13 protein-coding genes are annotated in these 16,663 nt (G+C 44.6%); 2 read left to right on the top strand and 11 right to left on the bottom strand.

Annotated features, from left to right (window positions below):
- Window positions 1–75: 75 nt before the first annotated feature.
- Entirely contained in the window at window positions 76–1,476 is a 1,401-nt protein-coding gene (locus BM210_RS19000) for a DUF4179 domain-containing protein (protein ID WP_091171393.1), read from the bottom strand.
- Window positions 1,473–2,009, bottom strand: coding sequence for an RNA polymerase sigma factor (locus BM210_RS18995; RefSeq protein WP_091171390.1), 537 nt, complete (start codon window positions 2,007–2,009; stop codon window positions 1,473–1,475). Before BM210_RS18995 ends, BM210_RS19000 begins: the two co-directional genes overlap by 4 nt.
- A 244-nt stretch (window positions 2,010–2,253) precedes the next feature.
- On the opposite strand from BM210_RS18995, the gene BM210_RS18990 reads away from it, so the two are divergent.
- Entirely contained in the window at window positions 2,254–3,693 is a 1,440-nt protein-coding gene (locus BM210_RS18990; RefSeq protein WP_091171387.1) for a hypothetical protein, read from the top strand.
- Window positions 3,694–3,863: 170 nt separating this feature from the next.
- Here BM210_RS18990 and BM210_RS18985 read toward each other — a convergent pair whose 3' ends face one another.
- The 7 genes from BM210_RS18985 to BM210_RS35745 form a co-directional block, all read right to left on the bottom strand.
- Complete coding sequence (locus tag BM210_RS18985) at window positions 3,864–4,664, bottom strand: M48 family metallopeptidase (RefSeq protein ID WP_091171385.1); 801 nt, start codon at window positions 4,662–4,664, stop codon at window positions 3,864–3,866.
- 208 nt (window positions 4,665–4,872) lie between these two features.
- Window positions 4,873–6,174 carry a serine hydrolase domain-containing protein gene (locus tag BM210_RS18980; RefSeq protein ID WP_256223813.1) on the bottom strand — a complete coding sequence of 434 codons (1,302 nt, stop codon included), beginning with the start codon at window positions 6,172–6,174 and terminating at the stop codon, window positions 4,873–4,875.
- 166 nt (window positions 6,175–6,340) lie between these two features.
- Window positions 6,341–7,477, bottom strand: coding sequence for a sensor histidine kinase (locus BM210_RS18975; RefSeq protein WP_091171382.1), 1,137 nt, complete (start codon window positions 7,475–7,477; stop codon window positions 6,341–6,343).
- Window positions 7,478–7,506: 29 nt separating this feature from the next.
- On the bottom strand, window positions 7,507–8,082 hold the full coding sequence (locus tag BM210_RS18970) for a chemotaxis protein CheB (protein ID WP_091171381.1): 576 nt from the start codon (window positions 8,080–8,082) through the stop codon (window positions 7,507–7,509).
- Between the two features lie 35 nt (window positions 8,083–8,117).
- Window positions 8,118–8,948 (bottom strand): CheR family methyltransferase, encoded by an 831-nt coding sequence (locus tag BM210_RS18965; protein WP_091171378.1) that lies wholly within the window; start codon window positions 8,946–8,948, stop codon window positions 8,118–8,120.
- A gap of 2 nt (window positions 8,949–8,950) precedes the next feature.
- Window positions 8,951–12,862, bottom strand: a complete 3,912-nt coding sequence (locus BM210_RS18960) for a response regulator (protein WP_256223812.1) — start codon at window positions 12,860–12,862, stop codon at window positions 8,951–8,953.
- Between the two features lie 27 nt (window positions 12,863–12,889).
- Window positions 12,890–13,108: a hypothetical protein gene (locus tag BM210_RS35745; protein WP_256223811.1), complete on the bottom strand. Its 219-nt coding sequence runs from the start codon at window positions 13,106–13,108 to the stop codon at window positions 12,890–12,892.
- A 398-nt stretch (window positions 13,109–13,506) separates the two neighbouring features.
- Here BM210_RS35745 and BM210_RS18955 point away from each other — a divergent pair, with 398 nt between their 5' ends.
- Window positions 13,507–14,094 carry a TetR/AcrR family transcriptional regulator gene (locus BM210_RS18955; protein ID WP_091171376.1) on the top strand — a complete coding sequence of 196 codons (588 nt, stop codon included), beginning with the start codon at window positions 13,507–13,509 and terminating at the stop codon, window positions 14,092–14,094.
- 43 nt (window positions 14,095–14,137) lie between these two features.
- Here the strand turns inward: BM210_RS18955 and BM210_RS18950 are convergent, their stop codons facing one another.
- Complete coding sequence (locus BM210_RS18950; RefSeq protein WP_256223810.1) at window positions 14,138–15,964, bottom strand: ABC transporter ATP-binding protein; 1,827 nt, start codon at window positions 15,962–15,964, stop codon at window positions 14,138–14,140.
- Window positions 15,961–16,530 (bottom strand): spore protease YyaC, encoded by a 570-nt coding sequence (gene yyaC, locus BM210_RS18945; RefSeq protein WP_256223809.1) that lies wholly within the window; start codon window positions 16,528–16,530, stop codon window positions 15,961–15,963. The genes BM210_RS18950 and yyaC overlap by 4 nt, the downstream gene beginning before the upstream one ends.
- Between the last annotated feature and the right edge of the window lie 133 nt (window positions 16,531–16,663).

The following is a 16,663-nucleotide window of genomic DNA, read 5'->3' as shown; positions in this document are numbered from 1 at the left end:
AAGTCATAATTTTTATACGCTTGCAGCAAAATCAACAGGCCCACCCATGGGAGAGCCTGACCTTAACATCGATGCTTATGGATTTGGTTTGGACGTGATATGTTCCCAGTCAAGCGGAATCTTGACTTCCATCGGCTTGGGCGGTACCTTCTTGTACTCTTCGACCATATTGACGAAGTGAGTTATGGACCCAGATTCTAGCCTTGGGAATTGTACACTATAAGCAAATTTGTCCCTTTCCACACGAATGGGACGCTTGTTAGGCCGAATTCTTTTGCCGGTGGAGTCCTCCAGCGTAAGCGTTGGAAGCTGATTCACAGCATCACTCGATTCGTAATCCACTACGGTTGTATCATCAAGAAACTGAACGCCTGTAATCTTAATGGTTCCCCCGTTATTCCCTTCCATTACTACAGGAAATATGCCTGTATAATCTGCAAAAACGTCTCTTTGTGTCCAATCACCTGCTTCCATCTGATAACTATTAATCATCATCGTTATGAATGGTGGCTTGGGATTAATCGCAGACGTGGGACCAAAGTTCAAACGATTCTCTCCATTTCCTCCCTGTCCGCCTCCAGATTCAAACTGAGTCTCCAGATCATCTTTGATCCAATAAAACAGCTTGTGATCCAAATCATCGTTTTTTATGACTAGTTGAGTGGATACCGGTGTGAAGATGATTTCATCCACAGTAAAATGTTTATCGAAATAAGTGCCCGAAATCTGAGGCCGAAATTTGGTAGTTAGAGACGCCGTCTTCTCCGTAGATAAAGGAATCGTAAAGTTCCAATTGCCCTGAATACTGCCAATTCGTTCTACCCGCATGGTCAGCCTAGGATGCTCGGGCAGTACAGAGGTATCAATCAAAGTCGTTCCCACAAAGGTATGTTCTCCGGTAATCGTAAACACATGGGTCCACATCATCGTAGGTTTAGCTTCTTCTATCTCAAGCTTGTAATACACCGCAGCATCGTCAGGGGTCAAGTTCTTCTTGCCCTTAAGAAATTCCACCTCATAATTAACCACAATTTGAATACCATCATAAAAGGCATCGGCTACAGTCAATCGGATGTCCTTATCGGTCACTGAAATGTTCGTTTGGATACTCAGGTTCTGTTTTTCAATCTGTTCAAGTCCATTGCCAAAACTAGTACCCGTGCTCTTATACAGCAGCTCTATGAATCGGGATTTTTGAAGAGCATCACCTACCGCTGGTGACAAGAGCCATGCTCCCATAATGATCACCGTACATAAGACGAATGCATGGGCAACCAAAAGCCTTTTTCTGCGTACAAGCTTGGGATTCGGACGATTCCCATTCGGATTATGGAAGTCGGACGGTTGATACCGCTGCCACATAGTCTCGAAAGAGACAGGGGGGCGTAGTTGATTCAGGCGATTCTGGACAGCATCGGCAACATCAGGTGGTAAATCCGTACCAAGGTCTTGTCTAGATTTGGAATCCAGAGTCATTTCACATTCTCCTTTACCTTAATGAAAAGATGGTGTTCCTTACTGTCCTTTCGCAATTGTTTCAAAGCTGCATGAAGCCTAGATTTGCATGTCCCCTCAAGAATCCCGAGAACAGCTGCGGTTTCGCGCAGAGACAGTCCGGTATAATAATGCATAATGACAACCTCTCTCCTTTTGCCCGACAAGAGATTAACAGCCATCCATAATTCTTCTTCACGTTCATTTTGCATAACGAGATCTTCCAACGATTGAGAGGATTCCGTCTCCGGGACCTGACCCATCCAGGTAAGCCATCGCTGCTTTCGCAGCGTACCTCTGATGATGTTCATCGTGATTCTGAATAACCACGGACGCAATGGCTTCAATGGATCATATAGATGATATTTTTGATAGGCACGGAGGAAAACTTCCTGCACGATATCATCGGCGATTGCCTTTGACTTCGTCATCATAAGTGCAATTCCGTATACATAAGGGGCATGCTCCTCATACATCTCTCTCGCTTGCTCTTCAGTTATGGGTAATCCCCTCAAATTGTTCCCTCCCTTCCCTAACACTCGTAGTAAATATGCTTTCAACAACAAAAAAGTTCGATTCAATATTTTTATAGTTGGATATTTTTACATTATTTATATTTATTGCTTAATGGAGAAATCCCATCATGGTCCTATCAGATTTACATACCCACCTTAAGGTTAAATTATCGTTTTCAATTTAGAAACTTTTTCCAGAAAGCACTCGTCTAATTAATAAAACGTCCTGTAAAGGAGAATCGGTATGCCATACCTCGATCGTCTCATTAAATTTGTTGTTTGCCTGACGCTTTTATTTACGTTTGGTTCCCAAATAGCTGCTCAGGCTTATGCAGCTCCCAAACAAGTAAAGGTGCATATTCCTACATTTAACGTTGAGTTGAATGGAGTTATGATTGATAACGAGCATCAGGAGTATCCTTTGCTGGTTTATAATGATATTACTTATTTTCCTATGACTTGGAATTACAGCCGTGCCTTGAGCTTGTCCGTTAACTGGGATCAGGAAAGCGGACTGAGCATTATGCGTAACAATCAGTTCAGGGAAAAAATGAAGCAAACTCTGGGCTCTAACAATGACTTGAACCGGGATTACACAGCAACAGTCGCTGACTACCCGATCCATGTGAATTGGAAACAGATCGATAATGCCAATGAATCCTATCCGGTTCTGCAGTTCCGGGATATCACTTATTTCCCTATGACGTGGCGCTTTACCCATGATGAATTTGAATGGGACACAAGTTGGATGAGTAAGGCAGGCTTCAAATTAACGACTATCCAGCATAAAGTTCTTTATCAACTTTTTTATGAGGAGGGTGACTTCCTCTATGCCTACGGCAACCAAAATGATGTGTATCAAATAAATAAGTCATTGGAAGGAACTCCGATTCGGCTTGCGAAAGAAGCTGGGGAAGAGATCTCTAAACATGAAAAGGATCGCTTCAAACCTTATCAGGCCGCCAACTTTGAGAAAAAGAATGAAAAAGTAGAATTGAAAGATCATACGATTGAATATAAACAGCTCGAATTGCTGTCATTTTCGTCCGGCACGGCGGATAAGCAAGAATCGAAATCCGCGTCGGTTTCCTTGAATAAAAAGGTTTTTTCTGCTGAAAGTGCAATTATCCCTGTGAGCAATGATATCACTTTTGTATTTCTCACTGTATATTATGCAGCACAGGATATTTACACGCCTCAAGACAGCTTTGCGTTTATTGTAAAAGACGGAAAAGCGGTACGCGTTCCTGAATTTAACCAAAAACCCGATTATGTGATTAACAATAAGGATGGTTCCAGTTGGCTCATTAGCCAAGCTCCCTCCTCATCTTCTGCACGTACTGCCAGACTTCGCGGGCAGATCCTGCATATTGCCCCTGACGGCGCTACGACATCTATGAACAATCAGATGCAAGCAGATAATCTTGACCTGCTGTTTGCCGATCAGGGTGTTTTGACAGTCAGAGCTTACAGTGAGAAACAAATCAAGGAAACGGATGGCATCTATTTATTGAATGGAACGGCCCCTGCGACCAAGCTGCACGATTATGTACCAGGAAATTTCTATATCGATGCCAGCCATACCTTGTATGTGGTGGACGGGATGAAAAACCGCATAACCAATTTAACAAATAATACGTCCAAATATTGGTGGGATTATGAATTGATGACTCAATTATATTAAAATGAAAACAACCACATGCATACGTGATGCTTGTATTCGTCACATTCAGGATATTTGAATTCGTCTCCAATTGTTTGAGTTCAAATAAAAATGACCCATAAGAGGGCACTTTTTTCAAAGTGTCCATCTTACGGGTCACCATTCATCGTTTGCGAAGAGACCCTCTTTCTTTATGAAGAGAGTTTCGTATCCTCAGTCTCAAATCGAATCGAATCATACCCAAATAAATGGGGATGCGCTTGGAAACGCAATATTTCGTCTATACGATTAGGCAGTGGAGGATGCGTCGAAATCAAGCGATACCACCCTATGAAAAAACCGCGCTCTTTTTCGCTCTGCTCCAAATAATCTGGGATGTTTATCTGGGGAAACAATTTCTTCCCTACAGCCAGGATCGTAAGCCCACGGACTGCTGTTTGTGCATCCCCGATATAAGCCGTAGCGATACGGTCGCACGTGAATTCGCATGCTCTGGAGTATGCATTCCCAAGAAAGGGAATCCACAATGCAGGTAAAATCCAAAGATGCTTCGTCATATGCTTTCGCTGAATATGAGCTAGTTCATGAGCCAGAACAAATGAAAGTTCATCTTCGTTTCCCTGCTCAATTAATTCAAATATTTCTGAATACAGCACTACAAAGTTACGACCAAAAAAACGCGTGGCAAAAGCATTTAACACACCACCAGATTGAACAATGAATACATCCGGCACCTGAACGATACCCATCTGTCTGCATAGATCTTGCACATGCCAGTACACCTCCGGAAACTGCCGTTCTGTCAGTTTCACACCCGAACTGCGTATCCCAGCAACCATCAAACCGTGTAAAATCAGTGTGATGATTATTCCAATGACAATGTAAATAATTCCCACCACAGAAAAGATCAAAGATATGTAGCACAATAAACTAATTACTAAACATATGACATACCATGTGGTCTCATGTTCATGCACCAACCGACTATTCATTACGTAACTTCTTCCTCTCATTCTCATTCAATCCTATCTAATTTACCACAACTTCAGCTTTCTGGAAATGATAGGGAAACAACTCATAAAACTGAGGTAAAACCCAAAACCATCGAGGTAGTAGAGACAAAAAACAAGTGGGAAGCTGCAGCTCGAATAAAACGATAACCTTTAATTATCATCTGGCAATGGCATCAATTTAATTACTTTAGTGCTTGTACACCCTGTGATTTTTCCCGAAATAATCCTTATATTCGACCTGTTCAATTTGACCTGACTTTGAATAATAAAACACAAGCTGCTCATGAATCATCTCAGTGACAAAAGTGGTTTGGATGGAGTCATGACTGACGGGAACAAGCTTGAATTTATACAACACTCCGTACATTTTAGGAACAGTTAGATACAGCTCATCATTTTTTACAGAAATGTCCAGCATCTGCTTTGTCTCATTTTCAATTAGATAACTGCCTGTCACAGATTCAATCTCTGTAAATAAGATCGGTACAGCAGGAATAGGTAAAGACACATTTTCCTCGAAAATGGTCTTGGCTATTTCTCGGCTTAAATGTGTTACAGGCGTAACATTCATATTGCTTAAAAAAATAATCGTAACTTGATCATCTGGAAATCTGAGAAAATCGCTAAAATACCCACTAATATCTCCATAATGGTGAACACATTTTCTCCCTAATATGTCCGACACCATCCAACCACAAGCATAAGAACCAAGATTCGAAGTAAACATGGTCTCCATCAGTTCCTTGCTGAGCATTTGAGACGATGTTAATGCCTGATCCCAAATATACAGATCTTCTGTCGTAGAATATAAACCGTAGCCGCCTAATGGAAATGATAAGTCCGCGTATGCGGGATGAATCGGTTCTTCCCAGAATGAATACCCCGAGGCCAAATCTGCAATGACCTTTACACCATTATCACAGCCTGTATGGACCATTCCTAAAGGGAGGCAGATGTGAGCGGATATATAGTCAGCATAAGACATGCCCGAAACGATTTCGATAATCGCTGTCAGCAGCGCGTATCCTGAGTTTGAGTACCTAAACCTGCTACCGGGCTCGAAGTCCAACTCTCGATCTTGAAATGAACCGATAAGCTGATGTAAAGTCGAAGGAAGTCTCATGGTGCGAGACCAAAAATCAGGGAAACTTGTATAATTGGCAATGCCTGAGGTATTCGTCAAGCAATGATAAATCGTGATTTGATCCCCATTAGGATAATCAGGCAAATACTTATCCATATAATCGTTTATGTGCAGCTTCTTCTTCTCATGCAATTGCAATATACACATTGCAGTGAAAGCCTTGGTCATGGAGCCGATGCGGAATTTGTTTGTAGGCGTATTGGGTATCTTATGTTCCCAGCTTGCCAGTCCAAAGCCTTTATCTACAAGTATATTCCCGTTAGACGCAATAAGTATGGAACCATTCAAATATCCGTTTTGATCATAGGATTCAATCCATTTAAATATCCGTTCCTCTAGTATCATGTGAGTTCTCCTCCTGCATAAGCACTCCATTCAAGCAACGTATTGATACCATCAGTTAAGAGTTTACTTAAGCAAACTGGCTTCGTAAGAACAATCTCGGAAGGATACTTGGCCGCGCAGCGAGACTTATTCAACGGACTTCTTGAGCGCACCAAACGGCAGCAATCTAAATCTCTTCCTTCGACACATACATTTTAATCAAAAAAGCAGTCCCTTGACCAAGTTCACTTGTGACTTCAATCGAGCCTTGATGCCGATCGATAATTTTCTTAACGGTGGCCAGTCCAATCCCGGTGCCTTCGTAACCCTTGGCATTATCGAGCCTTTTAAAGGCCGTGAAAATATGGGGAATATCTTCGCTTTTCATTCCGATCCCATTATCCTCGATCAGGAGCGTAAAAGCCCCCTCCTCCTCGTTATGTACCATGGAAATTTGAATGATCGGGGGGACTTCAGCACGATGGTATTTAATCCCGTTCCCGATAATATTTTGGAAGAGCTGATACATTTGTGTGGAATCCGCTTGAATAATCGGCAATCTCTGCCTAAGAATGATTTGCCCGTTGTTTTGTTCTATTGTACTGGATAAATCCGTAATCACATGGTTAATAACCTCATTCAAATCCACTTCTGTATAAGAGCTTGCATTGGCATTCAGCTGTGCATAAGACAGCAAATTCGTGATCAGATGGGTCATCCGCTCAGCCGTGACGGAAATTTTTGAAATATATGACTGTCCCTTCTCATTCAATTCCGAGCTGTGTCGCGCCAATAGAAGCTCACTGAGACCCGTAATGACATTCAGGGGATTTTTGAGATCATGAGAAACGACCTGAGCAAATTCCATCAGGCTTTCATTGCTTCGTTTCAGTTCGGTTTGCATCGCTTCCAGCTCGATTTTCCTCAAGTTTAGCTCCAGGAATACTCTTACTTTGCTTAACAAAATATCGGGATTAACCGGCTTGAACAAATAATCCACGGCCCCGCTCTCATAGCCTTTGAATACACTTTGGTCCTCTGTATCGCTGGCCGTTACAAAAATAATCGGAATTTGGCTGGTCTCATCGTTACTGCGCAGCAGCTCTGCAAGCTCGAATCCATCCATTTCTGGCATATTGACATCCAATAAAATAAGGGCAAAATCGTGTCTTAGCGTATACGATAAGGCTTCATTACCGGATTCAACGATAAACACCTCACAATCAAGCGCACGAAGTATTTTTTGCATGGCGAATAAATTTTCCTTGCGGTCGTCAACGACCAAAATTTTTAATGTCTGATTTTTATCATTTCGATTGTTCATAGGCTCCTCCTCTTTGTATTAGTATTAAATCACGTATTGGAAGGCTGCAGCTCCAGAAGGTACTTCCCTATTTCATCTAAAGTTAAAATGTGATCTGCCTTGACTGCACTCATTGCCGCCAAAGGCATAATATTGTACTCCGCCGTTTCGGGGTCCTGTATGATGGCTTGACCCCCGTTCATCTTGATGTTGCGCAGTCCTTCGCTGCCATCGCGATTAGCTCCCGTTAGAACAATACCCAAACACTTCTCTTGAAAAACAAACGCGGCACTGTCAAAAAGCACATCAATCGATGGACGCGAATAATTAACCTTGGGGTCAATCGAAAGACTAAACAATCGGTCATCTTCAACCAACAGGTGATAACCAGGTGGGGCCACATAGACGAAGCCGGAACGGATCGTTTCTTTATCTACCGCTTCTTTCACACGGATCCCAACCTGATCATTCAAATAATCGACAAGAAAGCTATCGCTACCCTCTAGCAGATGCTGAACTATGATGACAGGAAGGCTATAATCTACCGGGAGATAAGCTAGTATGGTTACCAAAGCCTTAAGTCCCCCTGCAGAAACACCTATAACGACCGCTTCCAATTGATCCATAACCTTATGCCTTCCTTTCCAGGTGTCTGATCCATTTACTTGGGCAATTGTTTTCGATAGATTCTCCACTTGCTTGAGAGCGCCTCAAAATAAGGATTAATCTCTGAGAATTCGATGGATTCCTTGCTGCCGACACATAAAAATCCGCGTGAAACGAGACTGCTGTTAAAGAGCTGAAAAACCTGATTTTGCAGCTGCTTATCAAAATAAATCAGTACATTACGGCAAATGATCAAATGCATTTCGCCAAAGGCTTGATCGGTAGCTAAATTATGCTGCGAGAACACAATATTCCTTTTCAAGTCCTCATTGATTTTACCCATTTGATATTTGGCGTGGTAGTAATCGGAAAAAGAGGATTTGCCTCCGCTCTTTTGATAATTCGATGTGAACTTCCGAATATTCTCCAGCGAATAAATGCCTTCCTGGGCAATGTGCAGAGATTCCTGATTAATGTCGGTTGCATAGATCTGAACACGATCATAGAAGCCTTCTTCTTCAAGCAGGATCGCCATGGAATACACTTCTTCACCCGTCGCACAACCAGCATGCCAAATTTTCACGAAAGGATACGTCATGAGCAAAGGAATAACCTGCTTGCGCAGCTCCGCAAAAAACTCCGGGTCCCGAAACATTTCAGTAACCGTCACCGATAAATCCAGCAGCAGCTGATTAGTAAATGCTTCATCATACAGCACCTTCGGAATCATATCGGAGATGTGCTGCAGGCTGTTTTTTTGTCTGACATAGTGCAATCTTCTCATCAAAGAGGAACGGGCATAATTACGAAAATCATACCCGTGGCGCTGAAAGATGGCATCGAGGAGAAGATCAATCTCAATCTTTTCCGATAGCTTATCACTCATCGTTATTGAAAGAGCCATACTCTGATTAATGATAATAATTTGTCGGTATCCACAGGTTTGGTCATGTAATCATTGGCTCCCCTTTCTATACATTTTTCCCGGTCGCCCGTCATCGCCTTTGCTGTCAGCGCAATAATGGGAAGAGATTGAAACTTGGGCATTTCACGTATTCGGCTGATCGCCTCATAGCCGTCCATCACCGGCATCATAATATCCATAATAACCAGTTCTATGCCATTCTCGCTTTCCAGCTTGTCCAAAGCCAGCTTGCCGTTATCTGCCATGACCACTTCCAGCCCGTGCTTCTTCAAAATTTTGGACAGGGCGAATGTGTTCCGAAGGTCATCATCGACAAGCAGCACTTTACGTCCTTTCAGCGTCTCATCGGAATCACGCACCATCCGAATCATTTCCTTTTGCTCAGGTGGCAGTAATTTGTGGATGCTATGCAGGAATAACGAAACCTCGTCCAGCAAACGGTCCGATGAGTTGACACCCTTGATTACAATACTGTCCGTAAAGCGGTTAAGCTCCTTAAATTCCTCTTGGCTGAGCTCCTTACCCGTATTGATAATAATAGGCGGCACTGGATTCTCCTTATCCGTGACCAGCTCTTGCAGCATCTCAAAGCCTGTCATATCCGGCAGCGTCAGGTCAAGAATCACACAATCAAAGGTCTCTGAACGCATCCGTTCTAAACCTTCTTTACCTGTATACACACTGTGGATTTCGACCTTCTTATGTTTCAACAGCTCACGAATCGCCTTTTGATTGTTGTAATCATCTTCGACGACAAGCACCTGCTGAATACGTTCGTGCAGCACGTTCTCGATCTTGGCAAATATGGAATCAAAGTCCTCCGACTCCAACGGCTTGGATAGAAAACCGATGGCTCCACGCTGCAGGGAATCCGAATTTTTATCTCTTCCCGAAATAATGTGAACCGGAATATGACGCGTTTCATTGTGATATTTTAAATGGTCCAGCACCTTGAGCCCATCCATATCAGGAAGGCCCAGATCGAGCAGAATCGCGCTCGGGATATACTGCTTGGCAATTTGCAGAGCACTGAAGCCATCTCCTGCCGCAAGACATTTAAAGCCTTTTTTCCGTGACATATCCATCATAATTTTAGCGAACTGATGGTCATCCTCCACGATCAATATCGTTTTTTCCTGAACGGGCATTTGCAGCTGCTCACGGTCATCAGGCAAAAACACTTTGATTTGGGGAACAAAATCATCCTCAAGTGCAGCGGCAGCCTGGGACTCACTCGCGCTTCGTACATTGGACTCGTATGCTGCATCCCTGATTGCTGGCTGATCAAGTCCGTCGGATTCCTCAGCCTTCGCAATGACCTCACCATTCAGAGGCAAAAATAAAGTAAAGCTGCTTCCTTTGCCCTCTGTACTCTGCATATGAATCTCACCGCCCAGCAGCTTGGCAAGCTCTCTGGAAATCGTTAACCCGAGACCCGTGCCACCATATTTGCGGCTCGTTGTACCGTCTGCCTGCTGGAACGCCTCGAAAATGGCCTTTTGCTTATTGGGAGGAATTCCAATTCCTGTGTCTGTGACCGTTAAAGCAAGAGCCCCGTTTGCAGACAAGCTGCTGTTATGATAGGAAACCTCTGTGTCTGCCAGTGCGATTTTAAGCGTAACCGAACCCGAAGATGTGAATTTGAGCGCATTGGACAGCAGGTTTTTCAAAATTTGTTCGGTGCGCTGCCCATCCGTGTTGATTTTATTGGGAACATTGCTTTCACGAATCAGCTCAAATTGTAAGCCTCTTTCTTTGGCTACAGGATTAAACTGAACCTGCAGCGATTGAAGCACCGTATCGATTGTAACTTCTTCCAGCTGAATATCTAATTTGCCTGCTTCCACCTTGGACAAATCCAAAATATCATTAATCAATCTCAGCAGATCCAAACCGCCGCTGTGGATAATTTTTGCGGACTCAATCTGGTCCTCGGACAAATTATGCTCATCGTTGGCTGCTAACGATTTGGCCAGAATTAATAAGCTGTTCAGCGGCGTACGCAGCTCATGCGACATATTGGCAAGAAATTCGGATTTATATTTGCTGGCAAGCTCCAGTTCCTTCGCTTTTTCCTCCAATTCCTGCTTGGATAATTGAATGAATTGATTTTGCTTTTCAATACCCGCTTTTTGCAGCTCCAGGTAATTGGATTTCTCCTCCAATTCCTCATTAATCGCTTGCAGCTCTTCGCTTTGGATTCTCATTTTGTCCTCGGATTGCTTAAGCATCCGGGTCTGCTCCTCCAGCTCTTCATTGGCTGTACGCAGCTCCTCCTGCTGGGTTTGAAGCTCTTCGGTCAACAGCTGGGATTCACGCAGTAATTGTTCGGTGCGCTGACGGCTGTTAACACTATGGATAACAACACCCAGAGATGCTGCCAACTGCTCCAGAAGGTCATGCTCGATAGCAGTGAAAGCTCTAAATGTGGCAAGTTCGATCACCGCCAGCACTTCGTCCTCAAAGAGAATAGGCAGCACCATAATTTGCAGCGGCTTATATTCACCAAGTCCCGAGTTAATCTGGATATAATCACTGGGCACATTCGATAACAAGATCGGTTTTTTCTCTAGAATGCTTTGACCGACTAGCCCGTCACCCGGCTGGATCCGGTTCGATATATTTTTTCTTTCTTTATACGCATAGCTGCCGAGCAGCACATACTCCCCATAATACTGGACATTTTTATTCGTTTCCTTGACATAAAACACACCTTGACCTGCCTGGACGAGCTTTGATATTTCAGAAATGAGTGCATTGACCAGCTGCTGCAGGCTTATAACGCCTTGAGCCATCCCAGTAATATGGGCTAGCTGTGTTTTGAGCCAGAACTGCTGTTCATTTTGTTCAGTCGTATGCTTCAATGAGCCGAGCATCCTTATCAAGGCTACGCTAAGCTGATCGCGATCCGAGCGCGGCACAAGGGTCTGCTCATATTCACCCAATGAGATACGGTCCGCCTGCTTAATAACCTCGCGATTGCTTGCCACCATTTGATTAAATGCATCCATTAGTTCACCGAACTCATCCTGCGAATTAACAGAAAGCTGTACGTCCGTATCTCCCAGCAAAATAAGCTCTGTCGATTTCTTTAGTGTACGAATTTGAGCTACCATCATTCTGGAGATTACAACAATAACCAAAATCGAGGCAAGCATAATAATAATATTTAATACGATGACATTAATTAATGATTGTAATGTATTTTTTCGGATCGTATCCATCGTTTGCAGTAATTCATTGGATAATCCATCCTCGACCTGCTTTAGCAGATCTATACGATCCGTGGCCACTGAGTACCATCTCTCCGGATCTATGACTGGAGGTTTCCCAGGCTCCATTTTCAATATTTGTTGAATATATCGATTGGATTCTTCAATGGTGGGACCTTTAACAATGTTTTGATATAAGCTTCGTGAAGCAGCGGTCGCACCTGTCGCGGAGACTGCATAATAAAGCTTCTGCTCACTTTCCAGCAAACTAATTTGTGTAACATCGCCCATTTCCAGGCTTCTTTCAGTAAGAGCGCTGTAAAGAGTAGCTCTCTCCTTACTGACCGCAGACTTACTGCGAGAGAATTGAATGTACGAGGATAACATATTGGAAATTTGTTTGCTCGAGCCTGACTGGTTCATACTTTCCATCATCGTAAAAAGACTGCTAACGACATCTATGTAGTACGCCTGAGCCTCAACATCTTTAATTTTATCCTGATCAATTTGGTTACGAATTGCGGTGATTTTATCCAGCTTCGCCACTGATTTAGAAAATTCCGTATAAAACTTTTCGCCTAGTGCAGCTGAATCGGTTGCTTTCAGCTCCTGCTGAATCGCAATGATTTTTTCATCCGTGGGCTTGCGCTGCTCAATCAGCATATTGAGGCGGTTAGCGGTTTTTTCCCCCTAGTATCCGGCTACAAGGCCACGTTCCTTCTGAAACTCGTGAATCAAATCATTCATGGAAACTTCTGTCGTAACCAACATCTGAAGCTTGTTGATCTCCGAAAGCTCTGTCACTTTGTCATATATAGTATTCACAGAGAAATATAACAATCCCATCATGGGAAGCGCGATCATAAAGATCAGCTTGGTATTGATTCGGACGTTCTTCATCCATTGCATCCGGTTAGTCCTCTCTATTTGGAATATGCTAGCAGCCTACTGTTACTATTTCATATTATATTATCGATAGGCTGCTTAATCCATCATTATTCGACATCTCGATTAAATATAAAAACAGGCCACCCCTTCGGGTGACTTGCTTATGTATGAATGACTTCTTGGATTTGTCAAAGCTTGCTGCACACGCCTCTATAATCTTTTCGCCGCCGTTTTTACGCCAGTCCTCGATTCGCCTTGAATCGTCAAAAACCTTCCAGAAAATGCATAGATTCGATCCATATTCAGCAAGAATACGCTATTATTGTATTACAAGGTCATATATAATAAAATGAACTTACCTAACGTTGATTAGGAGACACGCACAATAGCAAGCTACCCATTAAGGCGGTGGATACCCGATGACGGCAAATAAAATAAAAACAGCCGCACTGCGCTTGTTTGCGCAAAACGGCTATGATGCAGCACCCTTATCCGAGATTGCCAAGGAGGTAGGTATCAAAACACCCTCCCTGTATGCTCATTTCCCCAGCAAAGAGGATTTATTCCGGGCTGTATTTGAAGATGTGCTGAGCGAGCAGCAGCAGCGAATCAAAGCCCTGATTAACAGCATTCGTGACGACTCGGTCCACGATCAGTTGTTTGGTATCTGGCAGGATACGTGCCGGACGTATTTATTAAGTGAAACCAATATGACCTTTATCAAAAGAGCAATGCTTTTCCCACCCATTGCACTACAGGAGGAGCTGCGTGCCCGCTTTACGGCATCCGAAAACACGCTATCTACAGCGTTGACGCAAATTTTTGCAGAAGGCATGCAGCAAGGCATCATTCGCAGCGAACAAATCCCGGATTTGATTGCATCCTACTATTGCATGCTGGACGGCGCTTTTATCCAGCAATTTTACTATTTGCCTGATCATTTTGAGCAGCGACTGCACAGTGTGTGGCGGATGTACTGGCAGGGCATCTCTACTCTTCAATCCTGATCCTGAATGATTATGACGCATTGGCTGCGGGTTTGGATAGATTTTAAATGGAAACTGCTTTTTCAAATTGGGTCCGATACAGCCGTGCATACAAGCCGTCCTGCTCAAGCAGCTCGGTATGGCGACCAGACTCCAGCACGCGTCCAGCTTCAAGCACGATGATTCGGTCCGCCGCCAAAATGGTCGACAGGCGGTGGGCAATCACCAGCGTCGTGCGGCCGCGCATTAAAGAGTCCAGCGCCGTCTGCACATAAGCCTCCGATTCCGAGTCCAAATGCGAAGTGGCTTCATCCAGTACCAGAATGCGCGGGTTCTTGAGAATCGCTCTGGCAATGGCCAGGCGCTGTCTTTCCCCTCCAGATAGTCGATGACCACGCTCCCCAACCATCGTATCATAGCCAAACGGCATAGCTGCAATCGTTTCATGAATATAAGCTTGGCGACACGCTTTCTCCAGTTCTTCATCTGAAGCGTCAAGCTTGGCAAACAGCAAATTATCACGTACCGATGCATGGAACAGGAATGATTCCTGCGTAACGAAGGCCACCTGCTCACGCAGCGAGGATAATGTGACTGACGCAGCGTTATGACCATCAATGGTCACGACCCCTTCTGTCGGATCGTACAACCTTGCCAGCATTCCAATCAACGTTGATTTTCCCGCGCCACTTGGCCCAACAATAGCTACCACCTCACCCGGAAGCGCTGTAAAGGTGACCTCCTGCAATGCATATTGACCTGGCTGGTAGGCATACGAGACGCGATGAAACCCAACCTGCCCCTGTACGGAAGAGAGTGCCTTGGCCCCTGTCAAATCTTTAACATCAGGCTCCATATCCTCATATTCAAAAATCCGTTGGAATACACCCAGCGCCGTCTGAACCTCCACCTGCAGATTCAACAGCGTGCCAATTGGACCATACAATCGTCCCAAATAGGCAGCGAAGGCGACGATACCGCCAATCGTCATCGACCCCTCGACCACATTCCAGCCGCCATACAAGTAAATCAAGGCCGTGCCGAGCGGTCCCAATACACCCAGCACCATACCGTACCACCGCCCGACCAGATTGAGCTTCAGCTCCAGATCCATAACCCGCTGGTTCAGCACGTCAAAATCCTGCTCCTGCTTGCGCTCCTGCTGGAAGATGCGTGTCAATAATGCACCTGAGACACCAAAAATTTCACCAAGCTGTGAAGACATCTCCCCGCGTACCCGCTGCGTTTCTCCCCGCAGCCGCTTACGAATCTGCGACACTTTACGAACAGGTAAAATAAATAAGGGCAAAATAACTGTTGCCAATATCGCCAGTCGCCAATCGAGCACGAACAGAATAACGATGGTGGTCATCACAATAACACCCTGCGTGACAGCCGATACGACAATGGTCGTCACTACATTTTGCACCGCAAGCACATCGCCCGTAAGTCGCTGAATAATCTCCCCTGACTTCGCATCCGTGAAGAAGCTCATCGACTGCCGCTGTAAATTAGAGAACAGGGAGCGTCTTAAATCGCGCATAACGCCTTGACCGACTTTTGTGTTCTGGTGATTTTGCCATACACCGAGCAAGCCGCTGGTGACAGGCAGCAGCACCATCAATCCTATCATTTCGATCAGCTTCCTTTTGTCGCCCTCAGGGATCGCCGTATCTATAATTTCCTTCATCACGAGCGGCGGAATCAGTCCAATTAATGCGGCACCCAATGCCAGTACAATAATGATCACCAGCTGTGTACGATATCCGCGGAACAAGCCATAAATCCGCCGCAGCGATACTTCCTTCAAGGTCGCTTTACCTCTGCTTTGGAGGGTCTGTTTGCTTCCACCTTCCCAACCGCCGCCGCCTCCACCTTCCCTCATACTCATCCTAATTCTCCCTCCGGCGTTAGCCCTACTTCTGACTCCAATGGAAATACGGCAGCGATTGCGGCTGTAATTTCCTTGGCCATTGTCATAATCCGATACAAGGAGGTACCCTGCAAAATGGCATATTGATTCCCCTCATTATGATTAACAATAGCGGCTATCGAATAATTCCCTACTGGCGGCAGCATCCGCCCCACCGACTTTCCAGGCTCCATGGGCTGATTGGACACCTGATAGCTGGCTATGGAAGAAGACTGCCCAAGACAGGCATCAATAGCAATGAATGTCTTACTGGACTGCATAAACGGCAGGCTGGTCAGCCGGTGAATCATATTGCTCGCATCCAGCGGAAATTCCAAGGTACCGAACACCTGGGCATAACCCGCCTCCTCCAGCATGGAGCCTACCAGCGGACCGAGTGAATCTCCAGTCGAGCGGTCTGTACCGATACATAGAAACACTAGATCCTCCGTTCTCACGCCGCTCTTCCGAATGGAAAGCATAAATTCGCCAAGCTCAGGGCCCTTGACTCTTTTACGTACGTTTGGGAATGCCGCTTCCATCATATTCCTCCGATCCATTGCGCTTATTTAATAATGAATGCATTTATTGTAGCACAAATATTAGTGCGTGGCTTCTGATCTATTTGTTGAATGGTAGCAGCCAATGCTATAATGCTAAAAAACGCTTCACAGGAGG

It is taken from the genome of Paenibacillus sp. 1_12, from assembly GCF_900114475.1.
Taxonomy (GTDB): domain Bacteria; phylum Bacillota; class Bacilli; order Paenibacillales; family NBRC-103111; genus Paenibacillus_S.
This window is presented reverse-complemented; position numbering and strand designations above follow the sequence as displayed.

Bases quoted from the DNA above. Each gene is read 5' to 3' on its own strand.
- BM210_RS18975 (WP_091171382.1), bottom strand. From the start codon at position 7,477: ATGAACAATCGAAATGATAAAAATCAGACATTAAAAATTTTGGTCGTT.
- BM210_RS18980 (WP_256223813.1), bottom strand. From the start codon at position 6,174: ATGATACTAGAGGAACGGATATTTAAATGGATTGAATCCTATGATCAA.
- BM210_RS19000 (WP_091171393.1), bottom strand. From the start codon at position 1,476: ATGACTCTGGATTCCAAATCTAGACAAGACCTTGGTACGGATTTACCA.
- yyaC (WP_256223809.1), bottom strand. From the start codon at position 16,530: ATGATGGAAGCGGCATTCCCAAACGTACGTAAAAGAGTCAAGGGCCCT.
- BM210_RS18985 (WP_091171385.1), bottom strand. From the start codon at position 4,664: ATGAATAGTCGGTTGGTGCATGAACATGAGACCACATGGTATGTCATA.
- BM210_RS18955 (WP_091171376.1), top strand. From the start codon at position 13,507: ATGACGGCAAATAAAATAAAAACAGCCGCACTGCGCTTGTTTGCGCAA.
- BM210_RS18965 (WP_091171378.1), bottom strand. From the start codon at position 8,948: ATGAGTGATAAGCTATCGGAAAAGATTGAGATTGATCTTCTCCTCGAT.
- BM210_RS18960 (WP_256223812.1), bottom strand. From the start codon at position 12,862: ATGCTGATTGAGCAGCGCAAGCCCACGGATGAAAAAATCATTGCGATT.
- BM210_RS18970 (WP_091171381.1), bottom strand. From the start codon at position 8,082: ATGGATCAATTGGAAGCGGTCGTTATAGGTGTTTCTGCAGGGGGACTT.
- BM210_RS18950 (WP_256223810.1), bottom strand. From the start codon at position 15,964: ATGAGTATGAGGGAAGGTGGAGGCGGCGGCGGTTGGGAAGGTGGAAGC.
- BM210_RS18990 (WP_091171387.1), top strand. From the start codon at position 2,254: ATGCCATACCTCGATCGTCTCATTAAATTTGTTGTTTGCCTGACGCTT.
- BM210_RS35745 (WP_256223811.1), bottom strand. From the start codon at position 13,108: ATGCAATGGATGAAGAACGTCCGAATCAATACCAAGCTGATCTTTATG.